This window comes from Erythrobacter aureus (assembly GCF_003355455.1).
GTDB classification, from domain to species: Bacteria; Pseudomonadota; Alphaproteobacteria; order Sphingomonadales; family Sphingomonadaceae; genus Qipengyuania; species Qipengyuania aurea.
The window spans coordinates 1,515,201-1,540,185 of sequence record NZ_CP031357.1; the positions used below are offsets into that span (position 1 = coordinate 1,515,201).

At 61.9% G+C, this 24,985-nt stretch carries 26 protein-coding genes, 3 tRNA genes and 1 pseudogene; 11 read left to right on the forward strand and 19 right to left on the reverse strand.

Going from position 1 to position 24,985, the window contains the following annotated elements; translation table 11 throughout:
- Positions 1–38: 38 nt before the first annotated feature.
- The 3 genes from DVR09_RS07400 to ettA form a co-directional block, all read right to left on the reverse strand.
- Entirely contained in the window at positions 39–683 is a 645-nt protein-coding gene (locus tag DVR09_RS07400) for a hypothetical protein (RefSeq protein ID WP_115416369.1), read from the reverse strand.
- An 88-nt stretch (positions 684–771) separates the two neighbouring features.
- Positions 772–1,104 carry a hypothetical protein gene (locus DVR09_RS07405; protein ID WP_115416370.1) on the reverse strand — a complete coding sequence of 111 codons (333 nt, stop codon included), beginning with the start codon at positions 1,102–1,104 and terminating at the stop codon, positions 772–774.
- A 168-nt stretch (positions 1,105–1,272) separates the two neighbouring features.
- Positions 1,273–2,952 (reverse strand): energy-dependent translational throttle protein EttA, encoded by a 1,680-nt coding sequence (ettA, locus tag DVR09_RS07410; protein ID WP_115416371.1) that lies wholly within the window; start codon positions 2,950–2,952, stop codon positions 1,273–1,275.
- A 272-nt stretch (positions 2,953–3,224) separates the two neighbouring features.
- Here ettA and DVR09_RS07415 point away from each other — a divergent pair, with 272 nt between their 5' ends.
- Positions 3,225–4,436 (forward strand): GGDEF domain-containing protein, encoded by a 1,212-nt coding sequence (locus DVR09_RS07415; protein WP_115416372.1) that lies wholly within the window; start codon positions 3,225–3,227, stop codon positions 4,434–4,436.
- Here DVR09_RS07415 and DVR09_RS07420 read toward each other — a convergent pair.
- The 3 genes from DVR09_RS07420 to DVR09_RS07430 form a co-directional block, all read right to left on the reverse strand.
- The gene (locus DVR09_RS07420) at positions 4,433–5,758 is read right to left on the reverse strand and encodes an MATE family efflux transporter (protein WP_115416373.1); all 1,326 of its coding nucleotides are present in this window, start codon (positions 5,756–5,758) and stop codon (positions 4,433–4,435) included. The genes DVR09_RS07415 and DVR09_RS07420 overlap by 4 nt on opposite strands.
- 75 nt (positions 5,759–5,833) lie before the next feature.
- Positions 5,834–5,910 (reverse strand) — tRNA-Pro (locus DVR09_RS07425).
- Between the two features lie 28 nt (positions 5,911–5,938).
- A tRNA-Ile gene (locus tag DVR09_RS07430) sits at positions 5,939–6,015 on the reverse strand.
- A gap of 747 nt (positions 6,016–6,762) precedes the next feature.
- Between DVR09_RS07430 and DVR09_RS17890 the strand changes: the two genes are divergently transcribed.
- Positions 6,763–7,068 carry a hypothetical protein gene (locus tag DVR09_RS17890; protein WP_162814878.1) on the forward strand — a complete coding sequence of 102 codons (306 nt, stop codon included), beginning with the start codon at positions 6,763–6,765 and terminating at the stop codon, positions 7,066–7,068.
- Between the two features lie 15 nt (positions 7,069–7,083).
- Here the strand turns inward: DVR09_RS17890 and DVR09_RS07440 are convergent, their stop codons facing one another.
- Positions 7,084–8,880 carry a sensor histidine kinase gene (locus tag DVR09_RS07440; protein ID WP_115416374.1) on the reverse strand — a complete coding sequence of 599 codons (1,797 nt, stop codon included), beginning with the start codon at positions 8,878–8,880 and terminating at the stop codon, positions 7,084–7,086.
- Positions 8,881–9,107: 227 nt separating this feature from the next.
- Between DVR09_RS07440 and DVR09_RS07445 the strand changes: the two genes are divergently transcribed.
- Positions 9,108–9,569, forward strand: coding sequence for an Lrp/AsnC family transcriptional regulator (locus DVR09_RS07445; protein WP_115416375.1), 462 nt, complete (start codon positions 9,108–9,110; stop codon positions 9,567–9,569).
- Entirely contained in the window at positions 9,566–10,000 is a 435-nt protein-coding gene (locus DVR09_RS07450; protein ID WP_234041360.1) for a GFA family protein, read from the forward strand. The genes DVR09_RS07445 and DVR09_RS07450 overlap by 4 nt, the downstream gene beginning before the upstream one ends.
- A gap of 42 nt (positions 10,001–10,042) precedes the next feature.
- On the opposite strand, the gene DVR09_RS07455 is transcribed toward DVR09_RS07450, so the two are convergent.
- Positions 10,043–10,861, reverse strand: a complete 819-nt coding sequence (locus DVR09_RS07455; protein ID WP_115416376.1) for a universal stress protein — start codon at positions 10,859–10,861, stop codon at positions 10,043–10,045.
- A gap of 123 nt (positions 10,862–10,984) precedes the next feature.
- Between DVR09_RS07455 and DVR09_RS17550 the strand changes: the two are divergent.
- Positions 10,985–11,704: pseudogene (locus DVR09_RS17550) on the forward strand (cation:proton antiporter domain-containing protein); the annotation flags it as partial.
- A 193-nt stretch (positions 11,705–11,897) separates the two neighbouring features.
- Positions 11,898–12,695 carry an NAD-binding protein gene (locus DVR09_RS17760; protein WP_267899690.1) on the forward strand — a complete coding sequence of 266 codons (798 nt, stop codon included), beginning with the start codon at positions 11,898–11,900 and terminating at the stop codon, positions 12,693–12,695.
- 129 nt (positions 12,696–12,824) lie between these two features.
- On the opposite strand, the gene accC is transcribed toward DVR09_RS17760, so the two are convergent.
- The 3 genes from accC to DVR09_RS07480 form a co-directional block, all read right to left on the reverse strand.
- On the reverse strand, positions 12,825–14,174 hold the full coding sequence (gene accC / locus DVR09_RS07470) for an acetyl-CoA carboxylase biotin carboxylase subunit (RefSeq protein WP_115416379.1): 1,350 nt from the start codon (positions 14,172–14,174) through the stop codon (positions 12,825–12,827).
- Positions 14,175–14,182: 8 nt separating this feature from the next.
- Positions 14,183–14,671, reverse strand: coding sequence for an acetyl-CoA carboxylase biotin carboxyl carrier protein (gene accB / locus DVR09_RS07475; protein WP_115416380.1), 489 nt, complete (start codon positions 14,669–14,671; stop codon positions 14,183–14,185).
- Between the two features lie 72 nt (positions 14,672–14,743).
- Positions 14,744–15,178: a type II 3-dehydroquinate dehydratase gene (locus DVR09_RS07480; protein ID WP_115416381.1), complete on the reverse strand. Its 435-nt coding sequence runs from the start codon at positions 15,176–15,178 to the stop codon at positions 14,744–14,746.
- Between the two features lie 93 nt (positions 15,179–15,271).
- On the opposite strand from DVR09_RS07480, the gene DVR09_RS17120 reads away from it, so the two are divergent.
- A complete protein-coding gene (locus DVR09_RS17120; RefSeq protein ID WP_162814881.1) occupies positions 15,272–15,433 on the forward strand; it encodes a hypothetical protein in 162 nt (53 codons plus the stop codon).
- 30 nt (positions 15,434–15,463) lie between these two features.
- Here the strand turns inward: DVR09_RS17120 and DVR09_RS07485 are convergent, their stop codons facing one another.
- From DVR09_RS07485 to DVR09_RS07495, 3 genes are all read right to left on the reverse strand, one after another.
- Entirely contained in the window at positions 15,464–15,721 is a 258-nt protein-coding gene (locus DVR09_RS07485) for a hypothetical protein (protein WP_162814882.1), read from the reverse strand.
- Between the two features lie 82 nt (positions 15,722–15,803).
- Positions 15,804–16,217: a holin family protein gene (locus DVR09_RS07490; protein WP_115416383.1), complete on the reverse strand. Its 414-nt coding sequence runs from the start codon at positions 16,215–16,217 to the stop codon at positions 15,804–15,806.
- A gap of 272 nt (positions 16,218–16,489) precedes the next feature.
- Positions 16,490–16,564: transfer RNA gene (locus DVR09_RS07495), tRNA-OTHER, on the reverse strand.
- A gap of 201 nt (positions 16,565–16,765) precedes the next feature.
- On the opposite strand from DVR09_RS07495, the gene yajC reads away from it, so the two are divergent.
- Genes yajC through secF form a run of 3 tightly spaced genes read left to right on the forward strand, consistent with a single transcriptional unit; the run spans position 16,766 to position 19,701 of the window.
- Complete coding sequence (gene yajC / locus DVR09_RS07500; RefSeq protein WP_115416384.1) at positions 16,766–17,092, forward strand: preprotein translocase subunit YajC; 327 nt, start codon at positions 16,766–16,768, stop codon at positions 17,090–17,092.
- A 19-nt stretch (positions 17,093–17,111) separates the two neighbouring features.
- Positions 17,112–18,710: a protein translocase subunit SecD gene (gene secD, locus DVR09_RS07505; protein ID WP_115416385.1), complete on the forward strand. Its 1,599-nt coding sequence runs from the start codon at positions 17,112–17,114 to the stop codon at positions 18,708–18,710.
- A gap of 13 nt (positions 18,711–18,723) precedes the next feature.
- Complete coding sequence (gene secF / locus DVR09_RS07510) at positions 18,724–19,701, forward strand: protein translocase subunit SecF (RefSeq protein ID WP_115416386.1); 978 nt, start codon at positions 18,724–18,726, stop codon at positions 19,699–19,701.
- Between the two features lie 54 nt (positions 19,702–19,755).
- On the opposite strand, the gene DVR09_RS07515 is transcribed toward secF, so the two are convergent.
- A complete protein-coding gene (locus DVR09_RS07515; RefSeq protein ID WP_369692514.1) occupies positions 19,756–20,943 on the reverse strand; it encodes a glycosyltransferase in 1,188 nt (395 codons plus the stop codon).
- A gap of 2 nt (positions 20,944–20,945) precedes the next feature.
- Positions 20,946–21,518, reverse strand: coding sequence for a helix-turn-helix transcriptional regulator (locus DVR09_RS07520; RefSeq protein WP_115416388.1), 573 nt, complete (start codon positions 21,516–21,518; stop codon positions 20,946–20,948).
- 92 nt (positions 21,519–21,610) lie between these two features.
- On the opposite strand from DVR09_RS07520, the gene DVR09_RS07525 reads away from it, so the two are divergent.
- Complete coding sequence (locus DVR09_RS07525; protein ID WP_115416389.1) at positions 21,611–22,087, forward strand: DUF6456 domain-containing protein; 477 nt, start codon at positions 21,611–21,613, stop codon at positions 22,085–22,087.
- 85 nt (positions 22,088–22,172) lie between these two features.
- Here DVR09_RS07525 and DVR09_RS07530 read toward each other — a convergent pair whose 3' ends face one another.
- The 3 genes from DVR09_RS07530 to DVR09_RS07540 all read right to left on the reverse strand — a co-directional run bounded on the left by DVR09_RS07530 (position 22,173) and on the right by DVR09_RS07540 (position 24,962).
- The gene (locus tag DVR09_RS07530; RefSeq protein WP_115416390.1) at positions 22,173–22,526 is read right to left on the reverse strand and encodes a nuclear transport factor 2 family protein; all 354 of its coding nucleotides are present in this window, start codon (positions 22,524–22,526) and stop codon (positions 22,173–22,175) included.
- Between the two features lie 64 nt (positions 22,527–22,590).
- Positions 22,591–23,160, reverse strand: a complete 570-nt coding sequence (locus DVR09_RS07535) for a uracil-DNA glycosylase family protein (RefSeq protein WP_115416391.1) — start codon at positions 23,158–23,160, stop codon at positions 22,591–22,593.
- Positions 23,157–24,962 (reverse strand): ABC-F family ATP-binding cassette domain-containing protein, encoded by a 1,806-nt coding sequence (locus DVR09_RS07540; protein ID WP_115416392.1) that lies wholly within the window; start codon positions 24,960–24,962, stop codon positions 23,157–23,159. The genes DVR09_RS07535 and DVR09_RS07540 overlap by 4 nt, the downstream gene beginning before the upstream one ends.
- Between the last annotated feature and the right edge of the window lie 23 nt (positions 24,963–24,985).

Genomic DNA, 24,985 nt, shown 5'->3' on the forward strand with positions numbered 1-24,985 from the left:
AAGTGGGTGATATGCGCCGCCTCGGCGACAAGGAGCCGCTACCGAATTTCGAAATCGAGCAATTCGAAGCTGGCGGGTGCCGTCGCATAGACGCCATGCCCACGCGCTGCAGTGGATCCGAAAACCAGCCCCACGCGGTTTGCGTTGGCCAGCGATCTTTCAAACGCACGTGGCCGATCTCCCGCTTTTATCCCGCCCACTACCGACCCCCATGCGGGGTCATCCAGCCTCACTGTCATCTCGTGAATGCCTGGCGCGATTTCGTGCACTGTATGAGCGGGGGCATACCAGCGATAGAGGGCGTAACGGCCCCTCGCGCTCCAATTGTCACCACGGCGCTGAAAGAACAGCGAGACCGTGCCGGGCCTGTGAGAATCCTCCTGCGGCACGAACCGCGTTCCCTGCCGCGCATCGACGCGATAGCGAACTCTGATCAGGGACGCGTTTCTCAGTGAACCGGGATCGAAGGTCACATAATGGACGTGCCCGTCAGCCTTGGTGGAATTCGGGAAATTGAACGCCCAGCCGCCCTCTGTCTGCATCGGGGCCAGCGGCATGTTCAGTGAATAGTTCTGGCCACGGATGATCGGACCGATTTCCCAATCCATAGCGGGAGGGGTGGCATGAGCCGCGATGCCGGTCTGGGCCAGCGCCAATGCGATCAGGGCGAAGAAGTATCTCATAGACGCACAATAGGCGCGCTGGCCTGTTTCTGCGCTGAACGCTGCGTTCTGGCTCTCTCAATGTCAGGCGCTCAGCCGGGCGGTTCGATCACGCTGTCCGGTTGACGTCGCCCGCGCGGGCGCGCCTGCGCGCAATGACAAACAGGATGGTGGGCCAGAAGACGGTGTTGAAGATATCCAGCCATGGTTCCAGTCGGCTGGCGTTCGGGCTTGGTCCGAAAATGTCCACGATCTCGTTCCCGACCGCGAAAAGATAGACGAGTGCAATGGGCACTCTCGATCGCATGCGATGGCGGAAAAGCAGGGCTGCCACGACAAATATCAACAGGCCGGCATGGATGTGCAGCAGATCCTCTGATGCCCCGAAGGTGTCCGACAGCCACCGCTTCCCATCGCTATATAACCAAGCCAGCTTCGTCATGGTCGGCAGTTAGGTCCAGCGTGCGAGTTTGTCATGCGGTAACTGGCTTTCTGGGACGGCCTGCGGGCAGGCACCCACCCGGCCACCCATTGGCGACGGGTGTCTCCGCGCACGAATGATGGCGAGTGGGCGCAAATCCTCGCTGTCCGCGCTCCACCTCATTGGGAATTACCTCGTGAGCTTTTTGTAAGCCAGCCGGGTGGGGCGGTCCGCCGCATCGCCCAGACGCCGCCGCTTGTCTTCCTCATAAGCCTCGAAGTTCCCCTCGAACCACTCCACGTGGCTATCGCCTTCGAAGGCGAGGATGTGCGTGGCGAGCCGGTCGAGGAAGAAGCGGTCGTGCGAGATAACCACGGCGCAGCCTGCGAAATTCTCGATTGCCTCTTCCAGCGCGCCCAGCGTTTCGACATCGAGGTCGTTCGTCGGCTCGTCGAGCAGCAGGACGTTACCCCCCTCCTTCAGCATCTTGGCCATGTGCACGCGGTTGCGTTCGCCGCCCGAGAGCTTGCCGACATTCTTCTGCTGGTCCGGCCCCTTGAAGTTGAACGCACCGACATAGGCGCGGGTCGAGACGTCGTGGCCGTTGACCTTCATGTAATCGAGCCTGTCCGAGATTTCTTCCCAGACATTGTTCTTCGGATCGAGGTGGTCGCGGCTCTGGTCGACATAGCCCAATCGTACGGTGTCGCCGACTTCCACCGTGCCGCTGTCGGGTTCTTCCTTGCCGGTGAGGATCTTGAACAGTGTGGACTTGCCTGCGCCGTTCGGCCCGATCACGCCCACGATGCCACCCGGCGGCAGCATGAAGGACAGGTTTTCGAAGAGCAGCTTGTCGCCATAGGCCTTGGAAATGTTCTTGGCCTCGATAACCTTGCCGCCCAAGCGTTCGGGGACCTGGATGACAATCTGCGCCTTGCCCGGCTTGCGATCGCCCTGGGCATCCTGGAGCTGTTCGAACTTGCGGATACGCGCCTTCGACTTGGTCTGGCGCGCCGAAGGGGTCTGACGGATCCATTCGAGTTCGCGCGATAGCGCCTTCTGCCGTCCGCTTTCCTCACGGTTTTCCTGCTCGAGGCGTTTGGCCTTCTTTTCGAGGTAGGTCGAATAATTGCCTTCGTACGGATAGTAGGAGCCGCGATCGAGCTCGAGGATCCAGCCCACCACATTATCGAGGAAATAGCGATCGTGGGTTATCATCAACACCGCACCGGCATATTCCTTGAGGTGGTTTTCCAGCCATTGCACGCTTTCGGCGTCGAGGTGGTTGGTCGGTTCGTCGAGCAGCAGGATCGAGGGCTTCTGGATCAGTAGGCGAGTGAGCGCCACGCGGCGCTTCTCGCCGCCGGACAGGTCGGTGACCGGCCAGTCTCCGGGAGGGCAGCGCAGGGCTTCCATTGCGATCTCGAGCTGGTTGTCGAGTGTCCAGCCATCGACCGCATCGATCTCCTCCTGCAGCGTGCCCATCTCTTCCATCAGGGCGTCGAAGTCGGTGTCTTCCTGGGGATCACCCATTTCGGCGCTGATGGCGTTGAAACGGTCGACTTTGTCCGCGATTTCGCGGGCACCGTCCTTGACGTTTTCCAGGACGGTCTTGCTCTCGTCGAGCGTAGGTTCCTGAGGCAGGTAGCCGACCGTGATATTTTCGCCCGGCCACGCTTCGCCGGTGAAATCGGTGTCGATCCCGGCCATGATCTTCATTAGCGTCGACTTGCCGGCCCCATTGGGGCCGACAATGCCGATCTTCGCGCCCTGATAGAACTGCAGGTTGATATTGCTGAGCACCGGCTTGGAAGCGCCGGGGAAGGTCTTGGTCATGTCCTTCATGACAAAAGCGTATTGGGCGGCCATCGGGCTGGGTCCTCGGGATAGAAATGGAAGGGCGGGCACATCCGCCCGCGAGATTTGCAGGCGCAGATAGTCGCACCGGGGCCAAGGGGCAAGCACTCCGGAAGCTCGACAGGTTGCAAGCTACACTTGCCGATCATTTCAAAAATAAAGTCGCATCTTTAGTGGACTTTTCCACCAAAACAGCCGATTTCGGGCGAGAATCGGGGGTATTACTTACACCAACAATTAACCGCGCCTGCCTATTCGATGGGCAGGAGGGGCAGGGGCATTCCATGCGCGAACAGATTATGGGTCTGATCACACCGACGATGGCGATCGTGTTTCTCGCGGTCTTCGTCATCATGTGGTGGCGTGGGAAGATGGGCGCTTATGTGCTTGGTTTTGCTGCGGGCTACCTCTTCTTCGCGCTCGGCTTCGCGGCTACGCATCTGCTGGACACCGGTTCACCTTACGTTTTTCACGTCACGCAGTTCTTCTACTCTATGAGCGTCGCATCGGGTGCCTGGGCGCTTACCAAGCGCGCAAACCAGCCCAATTACCTCGGGGTTCTGCTGACGATCTACGGGTTTTCGGCGGCGACACTGGCGGTCGCCGTCGCGACAAGTCCGGATATTTCGTCCCGCCTCATTATCGTCAATGTGGGGTATGGGGCGATGTATCTCGTGCTCGTCATGGCGCTGCTCGGTGCCCAGCGGCGAGAAGCGATCGACAAGCTACTCATCCTGATGCACGCATTGCTGGCTGCGCAGTTTATGATCCGCCCCGTGCTCACGCTTTTGGTCGAACAAAGCATCCCGGCTGACGTTTATCGGCAGTCGATCTATTATTCGGTTCTCAACCTGTCTTTAGCGGTGATCTCGCTTATGACCGCGATGGTGCTGGTTGGGGCCTGCGTCTACGACCAGATCAAGGCTGTGCGCGAACAGGCCGAGCTGGACGGGTTGACCGGCCTGCGTACGCGGCGCGCGTTCGAGCAGAACGTGGTCGAAATGATCGAACGGGCGAAGCTGGAATGCGTCCCCGTTGCCCTGGTCGTGGCCGATATCGATCATTTCAAGGCGGTAAACGATGTCTGGGGCCACCAAGTGGGCGATATGGCGATCAGGCAGTTCGGCGATGTCATCAAGAGCACCATCCGCGAGACGGATATTGCAGGACGAATCGGCGGCGAGGAATTCTGCATTCTCGCCTGGAACTGCAACGCAAAGGCTGCCGAGGCGCTGGCCGAGCGTATCCGTAGCGATTTCGCGCAGGTCCAGGTCGTCGGAATGCCGGACGACCATCGCCTCACCGCCAGTTTCGGCGTCGCCGGGCGCGGCGAGGGCGAAGGGTATGGCAGGCTGTTCGCGCGGACCGATGCGGCGCTTTATCGGGCGAAGGAAGGCGGGCGGAACCGCACGGTACGCGACGGTGCGGGCAAGAAGCGCGCCATCATCACTCCGATCAACAAGACAGCCGGCGAATTGCGCGAGGTGGGCACCTAGCCGAAGCTCTTGCGTAGCAGCGCTGGCAGCATTGCCAATTGGAACGCCGGACGAAGCAGCAGAAAAGCGATGAAGCTAGCCCAGAGGCCATGGTTTCCGAGCGGCCAGCTCAGCCACAGAAAAAGGCCGTAAGCCGCCACAGCCCCCGCCATTGAGCTCAGAAGCGCACGAGTCCAGCTCGCGCCCACGAACACGCCGTCGAGTACGAAGCCGGCGAAGCCTGCCAGCGGTATCGCCACCAGCCACGGCCACAGCCTGCGCGCCTCGGCCGCAACCGCAGGCGTCGCGGCGAAGCTGTCGGTGATCATTCCGCCGAAAAACGAAAAGACGATCGCCAGCAAGATCGCCACGCCGAGGCAGCGCAGCAATATCGCCCGAATATGAGCGGTGAATCCTTGCCTGTCCGCGGCTCCGGCGCGCTCGCCATTGAGAACCTGAGCGGCGTTTTCGAACCCGTCGAGCAAGAGCGCGGCGAGCACGAAAAGCTGGTAGACTATGCCATTCGCGGCCAGCACCACCGGGCCGCGTTCGGCGCCCAGGCGAGTGAGGGCGGCAATTGCGATCATCAGCACGACCGTGCGCAGAAACAGATCGCGATTGACGGCGAGGAAGGGCCTTAGTGCGCGGGGCGACAAGCTTGTCCTAGCCGCCAGCGCGGCGCGGATGTCGCGACCCGCTAGGTGCCAGATCAGCGCGGCAGTCACGGTCAGCTTGGCGAACTCCGCGATGAAGCTGGACCAACCGATTCCCGCGATTCCCCAGTCCAGTCCCAGCGCCAGAAAGAGGCCCAGGGCGACGTTGAGAAGATTGTAACAGACCTCGATCGCCAAGACTTGTCGCATTTGTCTGCGCCCGATGAGAAAACCGATGAGGGCGAAATTGACCAACACCGCAGGGGCGCTCCAATAACGGATATCCGCATAAACGATGGCGGCGGAGCGAACCTGGGCCTGCGCGCCCAGCGCATCGAGCAGCAGCGGCATCAGGAACGGTTTGGCGACCAACAGCAAAGCGGCGATCGACAGACCGACGACGAGCCCCTTCAGCAGCACTTCAGCCTGCGCCCGCGCGCCCGAACGTGTGCTTTCCTGCGCGACCAGGCCGGTCGTGCCGGTCTTGAGAAAGTTCATCACGGTGAACAAGGCGGCAAACAGTTTCGCGCCGACGTCGACCGCGCCTTGGGTCGGCGCATCCCCGAGGCGCCCGACGATCCACATATCGCCCACGCCGATCAGCGCGGTCGCAACATTGGTAAGCATGGCGGGCAGCGCGATTGCCCAGATCAGGCGGGCATCGATGCTGGAAGAGCCGGAGGTGTTCAAGCGGTGCAACTCCCGCGCTGTCGCTCGAGCATTTCCGACGAGATCCGCCCGTGGGCGGCTTGGGTCATGAAATGCTGGTCGGGGAGACTGGATTCGAACCAGCGACCCCTTGTACCCAAAACAAGTGCGCTACCAGGCTGCGCCACTCCCCGACCGATTTCTTCCGCAAGGCGCCAGGCTTGGTGGGCCCGGCAGGACTCGAACCCGCGACCTAGCCGTTATGAGCGGCCAGCTCTAACCAACTGAGCTACAGGCCCCAGCCACGCCGTGCGGAACAGCGCGCCTAGCCTCGCCGAGAGAGGCTTGCAAGCGCTAGGAGTCGACTGCCGCCATGATTTCCGCAACCGTGGTCGGCCGCACCCCGCGCGAATCGAGATAGGCGTAGACACCCGTAGCCAGTCATAGAGGGTGTCGAGGTCGTCCTCGTCGCGCACATAGGGCGTATGACCCGGGGCCAAAGACGGGCTGTGGAAGCTCAGCACCAGAACCGGGAGGCCATCGTCGATCGCGATGTCGCAGCCGCGAAGAGCCTCGTCCAGCGAAACTCCCTCGGGTGTCAGGGCTATGCGTTCGAGCATGCCGGTCTTGGCGAGGAGCCCCCCTAGTCGAGGCAGCTTTTCGACAAGCGGAAAGATCTGCGGTCCCTGTTGGCGCAGCATGCCCCAGAAAACCGTGGTGAGTGGAAGTTCGAGCAATCGTCTTTCGGGATCGACCCAGTAGGGCGTCACTGGGTGGCGGCTGTAGTCGGGTCCATGACGGCGCGAATAATTGTAGCGTGAGCGGACCGAACTATCTATCGCAATGCCCTGTGCGCAAAGATAGCGGGCGGTCTGTGTGCCGAGGCCATACCGTCCAGCACGATAGATCAGCGGTGCTGCCTCGAACCCCCTTTCGATCGCATCGCGCAGGCGCCGGAACTTCTCTTCTTCGAGCGAGGGAGGCAGGTTGCCGGCAAAACTGTTTCGAGTGCAGATTTCCTCTTTCAGCGGGGGATTGACCCAGGGGTGCAGTTGTACCCCCACTTCGGCTTTGCCGCGCGCCACGGCATCGCCGATAATGTCCTGCGCTTGCCGATCTTTCGCGATTGGCCAGTCCACAAGATAGACCGGCACCACGCCGATCCCTTCACAGAATTGCTGGAACTTCGCGATCCAGCGCACATGGGCAAGGCCATACCCATCGCTGCGGAAGCTGTCGTTCCACTCGAACTCTTCCTCGGTATCGACCGTCAACAATGTGCGTTGGCCGAAGCCATCCGCGAACCTGGCCATCTGAGCAGGCTTCGGCGGATCGAGGAGATTGGCGTTTGAAATAGCGGACGTATCCTAGCCGGTTGCGCGATCTGGCGCATCGGCAGGGCTAGGCAGCGTCCGGTTGTCGGTCAAGAGCGGGAGGCTCAGGACCAAGACGTCTTCCATGCGTGAGAGGTCGCCGCCGGCTGCGCGGGCCTCCGCACGGGCAAGCCGCAGCGAGAAGCCTGCCCCGAAAATACCCGAGCTCAAAGTGCTGCCGCCCGAGCGGACTTCCGATGCGAAAATGTTGTCCGCATCCGCCAGCTTGGCGGGAAGTCCCGCGCGAAGCGTTACCTGTTCATCGTCGAGTCCCATGACAAGCGATACGGTTTCCCCGGCACCGGTCGCGCCGGCGAGCGTTGCCAACACCCGCCAGCCGAGCATCTCCGCTTCTTTCTGTGCGAGCGCGAGCGCGGCGGGTCGGTCGGCGATGCGAGCGTCGAAACGCGCCACGCGCGGGCCCAGCACGGTTTGCAACTGGTCCAGTTGCGCGCGGACGATGGCCGCGAAATCGCTTTCGCCCGACTCCAGGTCGAGCTCTCCGGTTTCAAGCCGGGCCAGCCGGTCCAATTCATCGAACCCGGCCAGGATATGCGCGGAATCCCCTGCGATCGACGCGGCAAGCGAGCGGTATTCATGCGGTGTCGGGCCGAAAACCTGCTGCTGGATGACCTCGGCATAGCCTTGCATCGCATTGACCGGGGTGCGCAATTCGTGAAGCAGTTGGCGCAGGCGGTCGGCCCCCCGCTGGGCTCGATTGTCGAGGGGAGCAACCGCGCGGCGAAACCGCCCGACATAACCATAGAAGCGGCCATCGCTGTGCGTGAAACGGGGGGCGGCATCGACGATCCACTCACCCTCGATCGTCTCCGCACCGCGCAGATGAACCGCCACGCCCCGCACGGGCTGGCGATTGACGAATGCCGTCGCAAAATCTTCCCCGGCTTGCGTACCGTTGCGGCGCTGCGACAGGTCGATCCCGACAACCATCGGCGCAATATGCGGCTCTGCCCAATCGACGCGGCCTTCCGAATTGGTCCCGAAACTGAAGGTGTCGAGCGGTTTGCGCTGGGGGATATCGTCGAGTTCAGCCAGTGGGAGCGTCGGCGCGTCGCCTGAGGGCGAAGCGGGGGCGCGCGTCTTGCGAAAGCTCTCTATCCGTTCGACCAAGGCCCGGATGTTTTCCGATTTACCTGCGGGCTCGCTTGGCCCGCGCTGCATGGAAGCTTCCCCAACCGCGCCAGGTGGGGCGGAAGGGGGGGGCTCTTCCAGCGGATCGTCGGAGGCGCCGTTTTCATTCGCGGGGCGCAATACCAGCGGTTCGGGCTCATGCAGGTCGAGAGGGCGCGCCTCCGGCTCTTCGATCTGTTGGGGCCGCTCCGGATGGACCGGCACGGGCAATGCGCGATCCGACACGCCGAGCCGATCGAGAATACGAATCGCCGCCTCTGGCAAATCCTTGCGATGGCGCAGGAAACCACGCGCGCGGATCGGCAAACGGGGAATGAGCTCTGCCCACTCCTCCCCCGTGAGCCGCGCACGATAAAGCGCGGCCCCGGCGATCGAGGGATGGGCTTCGCCGAACCAGCGGACCAATTCGGGATTGCGGAAGCGCCAACCATTCTCGCTCAGGATGGCGGCCCGATCAGCCACGGATATGACTTCCGCCAGCGCGATCAGGCGCAGATATGCCGCCGCCTTCAGCGCTGGATCGCCCGCCTGCGGACGCTCTCCGAGCAGATCGAGCAACTGGCGGAACTGCGTTTTCGCCGCACGCTCGCCGGCGGCGCGGTGGCGCAGCACGGTGGCAAGGCGGTCGTCGAAATGCATCGGTTCTCCGGAATCGGTGGCGGCAGGCGGGCCTTACCTTGTCGCAGCCCAGGGTTTCTACAGCTGTAAAACTTAGGCTGAACGGAAAGTTGCCTGCGCGTTGCAAAGCGGGACAATTGCTGGCAAAGATAATAATGTTAGCCAAGAGGGCTGCATCGCGTTGTCAACATTTCGTGGAAGTTTCGCGATGCCCTGCCTTTGGCAAAAGGGTAGCAGGGACACAATCTATGGCCAATCTCGACGATATAGACCGCCGGTTGCTGGGTGAACTCCAGGATGAGGGGCGGATCACCAATGTCGAGCTAGCCCACCGGGTGGGATTGACGGCTCCGCCATGCCTGCGCCGCGTGCGTGCATTGGAGGAAGAGGGGGTTATCAAGGGCTATCATGCCGATCTCGATCCTTCGAAGCTGGGCTTTTCGATCACGGTCTTCGCCATGGTCAGCCTCAAGAGCCAGGCCGAAGATGCGTTGCGTGAATTCGAAGCGGCCATGAAGGACCTGCCCGATGTGCGCGAAGTGCACATGCTCAACGGCGAGATCGATTTCATAATCAAGATCGTCAGCAAGGACCTGCAGAGCTTTCAGGAGTTTCTGACCAGCAAGCTGACCCCGGCGCCCAATGTCGAGAGCGTAAAGACCTCGCTCACCATCCGCACCAGCAAGCACGAACCGGGTGTTCCGTTGTGAGCGGCGCCGAGCGGATCGAGGGGCATTGCCTGTGTGGCGCGGTCACCATCGCGCTCGATGGCCCCAAGCACGAGATTGAAATCTGCCAATGCGACATGTGCCGACGTTGGGGCGGTTCTTTCTACAGCGCACAGACGGGTGAAAATGCCGAGGTTTCCGGCGATGATGCTATTACTGCTTACCGTTCGAGCGAATGGGCCGAACGCGCCTTTTGCTCGAAATGCGGCAGCAACCTCTGGTACCGCTTTTTACCGACCGGCAATCGCAGTTTCTCCGCCGGCCTGTTCGATGCGGCGGTTAAATTCGCCGTCGAGAAAGAGATTTTCGTCGATGAGCGCGCCGATTGGTGCCGGATCGAAGGCGACCATCCGCGCCAGACCGGTCAAGAAGTGATTGCCGAGGCAGAGGCGGCGGGCTTTCGCTTCGACTGATCCGCGCGATGGCGGGACCGAAAGCGATAAGCCCGCCTTCGCTCAGTCTCGATCCCCGCTCTTGATGATGAGCGTGTCTATGGGAAGGCTGCGTAGCAGTTCGCTGGCCGTGCTGCCGATCGTCGCGTGCCTAAGGGCGGATTCTCCATGCGTTCCCAGCACAAGCAGACCCGCTTCGCTTTCACGGATTTCTTTCGCCAGCGCACCGCCGGGACTTCCATAGACGAGGTGGGGCGTGACCCTCTTTTGCGTTTCAGGTCGCAGCTCGTTCATGAACTCCCTAAACACCTTGCTTTCGGCCTCTCTCACCTCGTTACGCACATATGCGGCCTTCTGCCACCCTTCGAACGGCACACGATACGCGTGGATCAACTGGAAATCGGCATCGGGAAACAGGTCTGCGGCATCTTCGAGAGCATAGCGGGAGGGTGGATAGAAATCCGTTGCTGAAGCGATCTGGTTATAGGAATCGACCGGGCGGCTCTTGACCACCAATGTGGGTATCGAGGAGTGGCGGATTACGTAATCCACTGCCGTTCCCAGAAAGAAGTCCCGCATGTTGTTGAACCGTGCCACACCGAGCACGATCAGCATGGCCTGTTCTTCTTCGGCAATGCCAACGATTGCCAGATCGGCGCGCTCTATCGGGTATCGGAATGTGACCCGCGCATCCGGATGCGGAAGTACCGAGCGCATCCGTCGGTCAAGCTCGCCTCTCGATGGAGGGTCGCCCAAAGCCGGGTCGAGAGCATGGACGAGTATGACCTCTGCGTCCCACTCCTCCGCCAGGCTCAACGCCCGGTCAATTGCCCGATCCGCTTCTGCCCGGAAGTCCGTACCGACTACTATCTTTTTACTCATGGCTATACCTTTTGAATGATATACCCATCCTCGGTTTCCGGGTACCACGCGATTACCGGGGGGACAAGAAATTCAGCCGATCGCGTATCGACAAGGCAGGCTGTTTTCCCGAAGGTCGGCGCAATGGAATCTCAGCTACACATCCCTTATTTGAGAGAGGTCATCCTCTTCCTTGTCGTGGCCGGATTCGCGGTTCCGCTACTGCAACGCAGGGTCAGCCCGGTTCTTGGCTATCTGATGATAGGCGGACTGATCGGCCCGTATGGCCTGGGGCTTCTGGCAGAAGCCTTTCCGCTTGCCGCGTTTCTGGTGATCGACGATCTCGACGGCGTACGGGCCTTGGCGGAGATCGGCGTCGTCTTCCTCCTGTTCGCAATCGGTCTCGAATTGTCGCTCGATCGCTTGTGGTCAATGCGCCGCCTGGTGTTCGGACTGGGCAGTGCCCAAATTCTCCTGACGGGCGTGGTGATCGGCGGGGTGGCGTATGCCTGGGGCAATTCCGGTCCGGCTGCGCTCGTGCTGGGTGCTTGCCTTGCGCTCTCGTCCACGGCGATCGTCATGCAGTTGCTGATCGAGAAAAGCCGCCTCACCACCCCGGTGGGACGATCGGCGTTTTCAGTCCTCCTGATGCAGGATCTGGCGGTCGTGCCCATCCTTTTCATTGTCGGAGTGCTGGGCACGGTTTCCGAAGGGCAAGGGGTTCTGGGTGGGCTGGCCCTCGCGCTCGGCGAGGCGGCTATCACTGTCGTGGTCATCTATGCGGTAGGCCGTTTGGTGCTGCGGCCCCTGTTCCGGGCCACCGCGCAATCCGGAAGCCGGGAAGCGTTCATGGCCATGATCCTGCTGATCGTTCTGGGTACCGCAGCCATTACCGGAGCAGTCGGCCTGTCCATGGCGCTCGGGCGTTCCTTGCCGGTCTGCTCATTGCGGAGACCGAATACCGGCATCAGGTCGAAGTCGATATCGAGCCGTTCAAGGGCTGATGCTCGGGCTGTTCTTCATGTCTGTCGGCATGGGTATCGATTGGCGGGTTCTGATGGAAACGCCCCTGTTGATCGCTGCGTCGGTCATCGGCCTGATCGCCATAAAGGCGGTCTTGAATGTGAGCCTTTTCCTCCTTTGGAAAACCCCGATCCACCGTGCGGTGGAAGCCGGTCTCCTTCTGGCCCAGGCTGGTGAGTTTGCCTTCATCGTGGTGGGCCTGGCGATGTCTCTTGACCTGCTCCCGGGAAGCACGGGCCAGTTCATGTTGATCGTCGCGAGCCTGACCATGGTTCTGACTCCGGGACTGGCCGAGCTTGCCCGCAAGCTGGCGGACAGGATCGAAAATCGCCAAAACGAAAGACATCCGGATGCGGCGGATCAGATGGAGGATATGGAGGGACATGTTTTGATCGCGGGCTTTGGAAGGGTGGGCCGGATGATTGCCTCGATCCTCGATCGGGAAGGGCTCCCCTATATCGCGATCGACAAAGACCCGATCATTGCCTCCGGAGCCCGTGCATCCGGGTTGCCCGTGCGATTTGGCGATGCGTCGCGGCTGGAGATCCTTCAGGCCAACCATGTAAGGCAGGCCGCAGCCTTGGTCATAACCCTCGGGGACGCGAAGAATACGGAATTGCTGACCCAGCGCATGCGAGAAGCGGCGCCGCATGTTCCGCTGTTCGTAAGGGCGCGGGACAAGGAGCAGGCCGATCGCCTGACCGATGCGGGGGCAACCGCCGCAGTCCCGGAAACGGTCGAGGCAAGCCTCCAGCTCGCCGCCAGACTGCTCGAGGGATGTGGTTTGGATGACGAAGTCATCCAACGCCGCCTTCAGCTCGAGCGCGCCTGAGAGCGGTTCCCGGTACGACGGAATAGATCGACGTGGGGCAGAACGGTGTCGGCGGGGCGAGTTTCCGCGTCGACACGAGGAATTCCGGAATATGCGTGGCACCGCCCCTGCCGGGCCGGGGTGCCGACGTTAGCTCTCGCGTGTTTTAAGCCACTCTTCCAACCACTTGATCGAATACTGGCCGCTCTTCACGTCTGGTTGCTGGAGCAGTTCCTGGTGTAGTGGGATCGATGTCTTCACGCCTTCGACCACCATTTCCTCCAGTGCGCGCTTGAGGCGCATCATGCAGCCCTCGCGCGTGCGCCCGTAGACGATCAGTTTCGCGATCATGGAATCGTAGTAAGGCGGAATGCGGTAGCCCTGATAGAGGCCGCTATCGACGCGCACATGCATGCCGCCGGCCGCGTGGTAATAGGTCACCTCGCCCGGGCTGGGGGCAAATGTCCAAGGGTCCTCCGCGTTGATGCGGCATTCGATCGCATGGCCCTTGAACTCGATTTCGTCCTGCTTGACCGAGAGCGGATGACCCGCCGCGATGCGGATCTGCTCGCGCACCAGATCGACTCCGGTAATCGCTTCGGTCACAGGATGTTCGACTTGCAGGCGGGTGTTCATTTCGATGAAGTAGAACTCGCCGTTTTCCCACAGGAACTCGATCGTGCCCGCGCCGCGATAGCCCATGTCACGCATGGCCTGCGCGCAAACCTCGCCCATGCGCATGCGATCGTCCTCGCCCAGCACGGGGGAGGGGGCTTCTTCCAGCACCTTCTGGTGGCGGCGCTGGAGCGAACAGTCGCGTTCGCCGAGATGGATGGCATTGCCATTGCCGTCGCCAAAGACCTGAAATTCGATATGGCGCGGATCGCCGAGATATTTCTCGATATAGACGGTGGCATCGCCAAAGGCTGCCTTTGCCTCGCTACCGGCCTGTTTCATCAGGCTTTCAAGCTGGTCTTCGCTCTCGCAGACCTTCATCCCGCGCCCGCCGCCGCCGCTGGCGGCCTTGATGATGACCGGGTAGCCGATTTCCGCCGCGATTTCGCGCGCTTCTTCGATCGTTGACACTGCGCCATCGGAGCCGGGGACAAGCGGCAGACCCAGCGCGCCCGCAGTCTTCTTCGCCTGCACCTTGTCGCCCATCGTGCGGATATGCTCGGGCTTGGGGCCTATCCACGCGATATCGTGCGCCTCGACGATCTCGGCGAATTTGGCGTTTTCAGAGAGGAAGCCATAACCCGGATGGATCGCATCCGCATGACTCACTTCGGCTGCCGAAATGATGTTCGCTATATTGAGATAGCTGTCGGTGGCGGGGGGCGGGCCGATGCAGACGGCATGGTCGGCCAGGCGCACATGCATGGCATCGGCATCGGCGGTGGAGTGCACCGCGACCGTCTCTATGCCCATCTCATGCGCGGCGCGGTGGATGCGCAGCGCGATTTCGCCGCGGTTGGCGATCAGTATGCGGGAGATACTCACGATCGACCTCAGCCGACGACGACGAGCGGCTGGTCGAATTCGACCGGCTGGGCGTTCTCGATCAAGATCGCCTTGACCGTCCCAGCCTTGTCGGCGGTGATCGGGTTCATGACCTTCATCGCCTCGACGATCAGCAGCGTCTGGCCTTCCTTGACGCTGTCGCCGACCTTCACGAAATCGGCCGCGCCGGGTTCGGGGGCGAGATAAACCGTACCGACCATGGGCGACTTGATCGCACCCGCGGTGTCGGCGGCCGGCGCGGTGTTTTCGGGGACGGGGGCGGCAGGAGCGGGCGCTGCGGCCGCCGGGGCGTGCATCGGCGCTGGAGCGGCAGCCATTGGAACGCCGCCTCCCCGCGCAACACGGATCTTGCGATCGCCATCTTCGACTTCGATTTCGGTGAGCCCGGTGTCGCCCAGCATCTCGGCGAGTTCGCGCACGAGTGCGGTGTCGACATTCATGCCGGATTTGCCGGCGCTGCCTTTACGATCGGCCATGGAACCCCTTGTGTGTTGTTTGCGCCGCCTATGCTCTGCGCGGAGGCGTAGGGCAAGGGGTGAGCGCGCGAATTAGAGCGCCGCCGCCTTCTCCAACGCTACGGCATAGCTGCGCGGACCCAGCCCCTTCACTTCGTCCACCGCGCCCATGCCGACATACGATATGTGACGGAATTCCTCGCGTGTGGCAGGATCGGAGAGGTGAACCTCGATTACCGGCACGTCGATTGCCCGGATTGCATCCAGCAGGGCGATGGACGTGTGGGTATAGGCGGCGGCATTGAGCAGCACAGCCTTGGCGCCCGTTATACGAGCCTCGTGCAGCCAGTCTACCAGCTCGCCCTCATGATTGGTCTGACGGAAATCGATAACGAGCCCGAGTTCGCGCGCCTTGTCTGCCAGCATCGCTTCGATATCGATCAGCGTATCGGAGCCGTAAATATCCGGCTCGCGCGTGCCGAGCAGGTTGAGGTTGGGGCCGTTGAGGACGAAGACGATGTCGGTCATGCGCCGGGGTTAGCGGCTGTATGTCCAGGCGAAAAGCGAAAGGTCGGCTCACGACGCGATTGCGGACATTCTCTACCCCGCTAAAACGAAGAGATGAAACGCCGACTTATTCTTGTTGCCTCCATTGCCGGAGTGGTGGGTATGTGGGCTGGCTGGGAGCTTCAGACCTTCTTCTCGATAGATGGCTGCCTCGATGCCGGTGGGCGCTGGGACTATCAGCGCGGGCTTTGCGAGGGCATTATACCCGATGAATGATAAGCGTCCGCCAACGACCCGATAGCGGACTTAGTCGTCTTTCTTGGTGGGGTCAGGTCCAAACATCGTCTCGTTGAACCATTCGCTGAGTCTCAGGCCGCCCTGCCAGAGAAACCAAAAGGCGATCCCACAGCCGAACATTATCAGGCCGATTTTAACATCGCTCCAATTGTAACCCCACCCAAATTCGAAGAAGGAGTCGGCGACAGCAGCGATCGTGAATAGCCCAACGAATGCCAGCCAAATCGGTATAAAAATTCGACCATAGCCTCGGTTGAAACGAGCCATTTTATGAGCGAACGAACCGAGCGACATAATTTTAGACTAGTATCGTAAGTGGCAGCTTTCCACCCCGTAGTCGACTTCTCAACTATTGATCCACCCCTTTCACCTTCCCCCATTGGCGCGCGGCGGTGTAGCCGAGGTAGCCGGTGCCGAAGAGGGCGTAGAGCGCTTCGGGGAGGGCGGCGAGGTAGCGCGTCATGCCTTCCCCGATTGCACGCGCCGCGATGGGGTCGAAGGCGGCGATCACGCCCATCGGCACGCTGAACAGAATCAGTGCGTACATGACGTAGAGAAAGCTCGGCCGTGCGCGGCTGGTCCAGGGATCCCGGCTCTGCGCCTCGGCGATGATCGCCGACAGGCGGGCTTCGATCTGCTTCAATTCTTGCGTGCCTTCCAGCGCGAGCAGCTCCAGCTTCGCTTTTGCGCGCGCTTCCTTGTCGGGAATCACCTTGTCGATGATCGAGGTGATGGGACCAATGAGCGTTTCCAGTAGCGACATGGCGTACCTCCGATTAGGAAAAAGGTTGCGAATAACCATATCGGTTCGTGTAGGAAAACGGTATGTCCGGAACCGGTCCTTCCGATAGGGCGGTAAGGGCCGGTCGTGGCCAAATGACCATCGACCATCAGGCCGATTCCTCCTTCTGCCGAGGTGCGACAAGCATATCTTCGCATCCGCAGGCGCATCGTCGGGCACTACAACCCTGAAGGTCTCGCTCGGCTCCGCGCCTGCGAGTGATCGGAAGGATCCTAATCGTGAAGGGAAACCACTGGTCGGGATGACTGGATTCGAACCAGCGACCCCACACCCCAGTATGGTGCGCTACCAGGCTGCGCTACATCCCGAAACCAGTGGAGGCGGCCCTATAGGGTGCGGTTTTGTGCATGGCAAGCACAGTTCGCAGGCAATTCGTTGCCCCGGTCCCGCATTGCTGCTAACCGCCCCGCACTTCCGCATGACGGAGCGTATCAGCCGCTTGAACGCGCGGCTGACATCTCCCAATTACGGATCAGACAGACACACTTCTCCGACAGGTATTCCTCACGATGATCGATATTCTCGCCGCCGCCGGAAGCGCCGCCGCCGAGCCGCCCGCCTGGACCGGCTGGGTTCTGCCGCTGGGTATGCTTCTGATCCTGTGGTTTCTCATCCTGCGTCCGCAAATGCGTCAGCAGAAACAGCATCGCGAACGGGTTGCCGGGCTCAACAAGGGCGACGAAGTGGTCACCGCGGGCGGCCTCGTCGGAAAAATAACCAAGGTCGAAGAGCAATTCGTCCATGTCGAACTTGCCAAGGGCATGACCGTCAAGGCGGTTCGCAATACGATTGGCGATGTGCTGTCGTCGCGCGGCAAGTCCGCCGCGAACGACTGAGGCGGGAGCGCAGTTTTCCATGCTCGACTTTCCCACCTGGCGTAAGATCTGGCTCTGGCTGATCACCGGCCTGTGCGTCTTTGCCGCATTGCCCTCGCTGTTGTCGGCAACCAGCGTGCGTTGGCCCGATGCGCTGCCCGATCCGATGGTCAATCTCGGTCTCGATCTCGCCGGCGGCAGCCATATCCTGCTTGAGGCGGATGCCGCGCAGGTTGCGGCGCAGCGGCTAGAGAACATGGAAGAAAACGTGCGCGGCACCATGCGCCGTGCCGAACCGCGTATCCGTATCGGCGACGTTTCGACCCGGGACGGCAGGCTGAGCTTCATGCTCGACGATTCCAGCGAAGTGGATCGCGCGCGTGAATTGCTGCTGCCTTCAATAAATGGCACGGGCCTCGTGCGTGAATGGGATCTGACGGTCGAGGACGGCAACCGCATGATCCTCACGCCCACCTCTGAGGGGATCGACCAGGCCGTTAGCGATGCCATGGAGAGCGCGACCGAAGTGGTGCGCAAGCGCATCGACGAGCTGGGTACGCGCGAACCGACGATCATCCGCCAGGGCGATACGCGTATCGTGGTTCAGGTCCCCGGCCTTCAGGACCCCGACCAGCTCAAGGCGCTGCTTGGCCAGACTGCCAAGCTCGAGTTCAAGCTGGTCGACCAGAACGCCCTTCCTTCCGACGTGCAGCAAGGCCTTGCCCCTCCGGGATCGGAGATCTTCCCCTACGCGGAAACGAGCGATTTCGCGGGCAGCTCGCTCGCGGTCCGCCGCTTGGGCGGCATTCGCGGCGACAATCTCACCGGCGCCCAGCAGAGTTTCGACCCGCAGACCAATGAACCGGTGGTCAACATCCAGTTCGACACCGACGGGGGCCGTCGCTTCGCCAAGCTGACGACCGACAATGTCGGCAAGCCTTTCGCGATCATCCTCGACGGGCAGGTTCTGTCGGCGCCCAATATCAACGAACCGATCCGCGGGGGATCGGCGCAGATTTCGGGTGGCTTCTCGGTCGAAACCGCGAACCAGCTGGCGATTTCGCTGCGTTCGGGCGCGCTGCCGGTCGATCTGGCCGTTATCGAGGAACGCACCGTCGGGCCTGATCTGGGCGCGGATTCGATCAAGCGCGGCATGCTGGCCATGGCAGTCGGTTCGGTCATGGTGATCGTGTTGATGATTGCTACCTATGGCCGCTTCGGTGTCTATGCGACCGCGGCGCTGGGTATCAACGTGGCCATGTTGCTCGGCATCATGGCGGCGCTCAACACCACGCTGACGCTGCCCGGTATCGCCGGCTTCGTGCTGACCATCGGTGCGGCGGTCGACGCGAACGTGCTGATCAACGAACGTATCCGCGAGGAACGCAAGCGCGGACGGCGGGTCATCGCGGCGGTCGAGAACGGCTATAACGAGGCCAGTCGCGCGATTTACGATGCCAACATCACCAACTTCATTGCCGGTGTGCTGCTGTTTCTGTTCGGATCGGGTCCGGTACGCGGTTTCGCGGTGGTGCTGATCATCGGACTGTTCACCAGCGTCTTCACCGCAGTCACGCTTACCCGCATGTGGGTTGCCGGATGGCTGCGCAAGGCCAAGCCCAAAGACATCGTGCTGTAAGGAGGGCGACGATATGAAACTGCTCAAGCTCGTCCCCGACGACACCAACATCAAATTCCTCAAATGGCGCGTGCCTTTCTTTGCGATCAGTATTCTGCTGATCGCGGCGAGCTGGGCGCTCGTACTCACCAAGGGTCTTAATTACGGCGTCGATTTTGCTGGCGGCCTCGAGGTGCGCGCGACCTTCACGCAAAGCACGGAGGCACCGATCGCGGAGCTGCGCAGCGAGGTCGAGGCCCTCGGTTATGGCAGCCCCGTGGTCCAGCGTTTCGGCGAGGACAATCAGGTCTCGATACGCGTACGCCTTCCCGACGAGGTTTCGGCCGACAAGGAAGCCGCGCAGGAAGCGGCCAATACCATCGTCAGCACGTTGCAGGCCGAGTACGACGATTTCCGGCTCGACGGGAACGACAACGTCTCGGGCAAGGTCTCGGGTGAATTCCGTGAGAAAGCCGTCTTAGCATTGCTCGCGGCGATGGGCGCGATCGCGCTTTACATCTGGATCCGCTTCGAATGGCAGTTCGGCGTGGGTGCTCTGTTCGCGCTGTTCCACGACGTCAGTCTGACGCTGGGCATGTTCGCGCTGTTCCAGCTCGAATTCAGCCTGCAGATTATCGCGGCGATTCTGGCTATCATCGGTTATTCGCTCAACGACACCATCGTCATTTATGACCGTATTCGCGAAAACCTGAAGAAATTCCGCAAGATGGAACTGCCTGCGCTGCTCGATCTGTCGGTCAACGAAACGCTGGCCCGAACAGTTATGACCTCGCTCACCTTGCTGGTTGCATTGCTGCCTTTGCTGCTGTTCGGCCCGGCCAGCCTGTTGGGCATGGTCGCGGCAATCACGCTGGGGCTATTCGTGGGTACGTACAGCTCGGTCTATTCCGCCGCGCCGATCCTCGTCTGGCTGGGCGTCACCAGTGACAGCTTCGTGCCGACCGAAACGGTTGCGGACCAGCAGGAAAAGAAGGCGCGCGGTCTCGTTTGAGAACGGGTTCGATGCCGTCGCTTCTCGGCGCTTAGGCGTGCGAGGGGCGGCGCATCACCCTATGAGACGGGCGTAGTACTCGGCCAGCGCGCGTCCGTTTGCTTCCCAACTGAAATTCGCCGCGGTTGCCGCGACTACCTCGGGGGAATGTGGCCGGTCGGCGACCAGTTCGATCCCCTCGCGGATCGCGCGGCAGTTGCGCGCCACGATGACGCCTGCCTCGGGTGAAGTCACGACCTCGCGCGCGCCGCCCGCATCGGTGATGACGATCGGTGTGCCGCAGGCGAGTGCCTCGATCCAGGCATTGGCCAGTCCTTCGCTGGCAGAGGGCAAGACCATCGCATCGGCCGCGGAAAGGATCGGCGGGAGCATTGACGGCGCCAGGCTGCCGAGAAAATGGACGCGCTCGGCCACGCCAACCTCTTTCGCCAGAGCGCGCAGGCTCGTTTCGTCCTCTCCCTTGCCGACGAGCAGCAACCTTGCTTTCGGCAGGTCTGCGAGCGCCTTTATAACGAAAGCCTGGCCTTTGCGCTCGATCAGCGCGCCCACCGTGACGAGCAAGAGGTCGTCTTTGGCGATCGGGACCGAAAATGTGTTGGTTAACCGGGCACGCAGCCCCAGGTGATCGAGCGGACGGAACAAGTCGCGGTCGAGCCCGGTATAATGCACGGTGATCTTCTCGCGCTCCATCCCAAGCGTAGCCATGTCGTCGGCCAGCGCCTCGCAGACGGCCAACACGCCCGTCGCTTCCCGCGCGGTTTCGAGTAGAGCTTCTCTACCGTAAGCGCGTGCACCCCAGTGATGGATGTCTGCGCCGCGCGCCTTGACCGAAAAGGGCAGGCCCAGATCGCGCGCGATCATCATCGCTGCCGGACCGTCCGGATAGAAGAATTGTGCATCGACGAGGTCGAATGGCCGGTCGGCGTGCAGACGCCGCGCAAGTGGGAGAACCGACTTGGCGATCAGCCTCGGGTTAAGCCGGCCGCCGACCTTGGGAAGCAGGCGGAAGATCGGGCGATGGATCTCGAAGCCGAATTCGTGGCCGTTCCGGGCCGCTGCTGCCAGCGGTTTGTACCGTCCCAGGGCCACGGGTGGCAGGCCGATCGGGTTGATGACGGTCGCGTCCCACTGCGTATCGCGCTGCAGCGCTTCCAGCGATTTCGCTACGAAGATACCGAAACGCGGATGGAGCGAGTTGGGGAACAGTGTCGAAAGCGACAGGACACGGCGGGTTTTTCGCACGCTCACAGGCGCCGCACGAGCATTTCGGCAACCGCAACCCACGCTGGATTGTCGACGACCTGCTGTTTCTCGCCGTGGCCGGGAGGGAGGAGGCCAACGAGCGATCCCTGCCGGTCGATAAGGCGCCCGAAGGCAAATCGGCCGCCCTTTTTCGGTACGAGCACATCGCGGTTGATCGCGCGTCCTAGCTCGGCGAGGTCGAGCTGGCGCAACCAGAGCTGGTCGCCGGGTCGGTATTCGCCGTGAGGATAGTCGATGTCGAGCACCATCAGCACACCGTCGCCGCCGAGGTCGATTGCAAGCAGCGCATCGCGCGTCGCGGGCAGGGCTTCCGGCCCGTCCTTGGCCAGCGCGGCGACCACTTGCGGATGATCCGCCTTCTCGCTGCGCACCAGCATTTCGGGATCGACCTCGAGCGCGGCGGCGATACGCTCCATCCATTTGAGCGAGAGATTGCGCATGCCGGTTTCCAACCGTCCGACCGTTTGAGGCGTAGTCGGCGGATCGCAAGCCGCAGCCAGATCGGCGAGCGTCCAGCCCTTCTGCTTGCGGATGTCGCGGATACGGTTGATCACTCGGCCAATCCCCTGATAACCGATTTGGTTTTTGACCTTTCCTACATGAACCGAAGCAGCGCAAGGAAAAATCTCCCCACAAGGAGATCCCGATGCCCCGCCAGCTTGTCGAACGTGAATTGACCCCCGAAGGCCCCCGCCGCGGAGATGGACGGCGTGCGCGGCAGCGTAGCGTTACCGTCAATCTAGCCGAAAACCCGCTCACATGGTTGCATGCGCGTGGTCATCTGACCGATCGCCAACTGGACGCTGGTGAGCGGGTGCGCGCCGATTACGAGCATGCGCAGCTCGCGCCATCGGTGACCATGCGCTGGGACCCGGTTCGCGTGGATGGGGGCTCGGCCGGCAATGGCCTTACCGAATCGGAACGCAAGATCGCGGCGAAGGATCGCTTCGATCGAGCGATGGCGGCGGCGGGGCCGGGTTTGCGCGATATCCTTTGGCGCGTCGCCTGTGCGGGCGAGGGACTTCCGGCGGCCGAAAAGGCGCTGGAATGGCCCGCCCGCAGCGGTAAGCTGGTGCTCAGTCTAGCGCTCGACCGGGTGGCTGAATTCTATCGCATCCGGTGAGGCGGGCTCTTTATTCCAAGACGGTGGTCCATGCGGTCCATATCGGGGGAAACGCTTTCCACCGGTCCTATTCCAGACATCCAGCCTATTGCTGTCCGTACATGAAGCGTTCCTCGGCGATCTTGCCGTCCTTCACGGTGTAGAGACCGACTTCCTTCATTTGGCTGCGTTCGCCGTCGATGGTCACGTCCATCTCGTAATTTACCGCGAACTGGTCGCCGAAGACATAGGGGCCATCGGTGTTGCTCGAATGGACCTCGGCATTCTCGTTCCACCAGGCATGTTTCTGCAACAATTGCTCGCGTCCCTCGACGCGCGACATGGGGCCGTCATTGGGTTCGAGGCTGACGATATCATCGGCCCAATAGGCCTGGTAATCGTCGGCCCGTTCTTCCGCGACAGCCTGGGTGAAGTCTTTCGCCATCTGGTCGATTGCCATCTCGCATTCCTTTCGGTGCCCGTCCGCGAGCGAGAGTATCACACATGCTCCGAGTCGGCGTCGACTAATCGAGGCTGTCGGAAACGCGTCGCCGTAGCTCGGGCAAGACCTCGTCCGCAAACCACGGGTGCTTGCGCATCCAGATGGCGGAGCGCCAGGCGGGATGGGGCAGGGGGAGGTAGCGCGGTAGAAAATCGCGGAAGGCGTGAACGCGATCGGTCATCGAAAGCTTGCTTGCGTTCGGCAGGTAATGCGCCTGTGCATAAGTGCCGACGAGCAGCGTCAGCCGCTCTTCGGGCAGTTGCTCCAACACGCGGCCATGCCATTGCGGCGCGCATTCGGGGCGGGGCGGCTTGTCGCCGCCGCTGGCCTTACCGGGATAGCAGAAGCCCATCGGCACCAGCGCGACACGAGCCGGATCGTACATCTGCTCCTTGGTAAGCCCGGTCCATTCGCGAAGGCGATCGCCGCTGGCATCATCCCACGGAATACCGCTTTCATGGACCTTCGATCCCGGAGCCTGGCCGATGATGAGCAGCCGCGCGGTGGATGAGAAACTCGCTACCGGCCGCACGCCATGCGGCAGGTGCTTGGCGCAGGTTCGGCAGGCCGCAATCTCGGCCTGCAGAGTCATGCCTCCACTTGCTCGGCGAGTTCCAGCCAGCGCTCCTCGGCCGCATCTTTCTCGGCGCGCGCGTTCTCCAGGCCCTTGGAGATATTGGCGAATTTCTGCGGGTCGGCGCTGTAGAGATCGGGGTCGGAGAGGATCGCCTCGCCCTTTGCGATCGCCACTTCGAGTTCCTCTATCCGCGCGGGCAGCAGCTCGTAATCGCGCTGGTCCTTGTAGGAGAGCTTGCTCGACTTGGGTGCCGGGGATGGGGCTGGTGTCGGCTTGCTGGCCTGCTTGGCGGCCTTCGCCTTGGTTGGGACGGGCTGGCGGCGCTTGCGTTCCCAGTCCTCGTAACCACCCGCGACCACATCGACCTTGCCCGTGCCGTCGAGGCCGAGCGTGATGGTCACGGTGCGGTCGAGGAAGTCGCGGTCGTGGCTGACGATCAGCACGGTGCCCTCGTAATCGGCGATGACCTCTTGCAGGAGGTCGAGCGTCTCGAGGTCGAGATCGTTGGTCGGCTCGTCGAGCACTAGGAGGTTCGAAGCCTTGGCGAACTCGCGGGCGAGCAGCAATCGCGAGCGTTCGCCGCCTGACAGCACCGCGACCTTCATGTCGACGATCTTTGGGTCGAACAGAAAGTCCTTGAGATAGGCCTGCACATGCTTGCGGTTGCCCCGCACGTCGATCCAGTCGCCGCCTTCTGCCAGCACCTGCCGCACGGTCTTGTCCGCCGTGAGAAGCTGGCGTTGCTGGTCGATCATCACGCCCGTCAGCGTCTTGGCGATTTCCACCGAGCCGCTGTCTGGTGCCAGTTCGCCGGTGAGCATTTTGAGCAGCGTCGTCTTGCCCGCACCGTTCGCGCCGACAATGCCGATCCGGTCGCCGCGTTGAATACGCAGGCTGAATGGCTTGACGATCGTGCGGTCGCCGTAAGCTTTGGTAATGTCCTGCGCGACGATCACCGATTTGGACTTGAAGTCTTCCTCGGTCGCCAGCTTGAGCTTGGCGGTGCCGCCAGCGGAGATCATCGATGCCCGTTGGGCGCGCATCTGCCAGAGCTTTTCGAGCCGCCCCTGATTGCGCTTGCGCCGCGCGGTCACGCCGCGTTCGAGCCAGTGCGCTTCCAGCTTCAGCTTCGCGTCCAGCTTCTCCGCCGCGCGTGCTTCCTCGGCATAGACCTGCTCTTCCCAGGCCTCGTAGCCGCCGAATCCCACTTCCTTGCGCCGCAGATTCCCGCGGTCGAGCCACAGCGTTGTCCGCGTGAGGCGCTTGAGAAAAGTGCGGTCGTGGCTGATGACGAGGAAGGCGCCGCGATAGCGCTCGAGCCACCCTTCCAGCCAATCGATCGCGCCGAGGTCGAGATGGTTGGTGGGTTCGTCCATCAGCAGCAGGTCGGGGTCCTGCGCCAGCGCGCGGGCGATCGCGGCGCGGCGTTTCTCGCCGCCGCTCGCGCCCTTGGTCTCGCGGCTCATATCGATGCCGAGCTGCCCGGCGATTGCCTCGACTTCGTGTTCCTGCGGCGCGTGTTCGCCCGCCAGCGCCCAGTCCATCAGCGTGGCATGGCGGGACAGGTCGGGGTCCTGTTCGAGCAGGACGATGCGCATCGCGGGCTTGGTCTTGCGTGTTCCGGAATCGGTTTCGATCACCCCGTCGATCATACGGAACAATGTGGTTTTTCCGACGCCATTGCGGCCGATCAGCGCGATCCGGTCGCGTGGGCCGATATGGAGGTCGAGCGGATCGCGATCCGGCCCGCCGAACAGCCATTTGCCGCCCTGTTGCAGGGCCATGCCTTCGAGGCTGAGAATGGGAGGCTGTGCCATAGGCCGCGCGAGGTAGGCGCGCG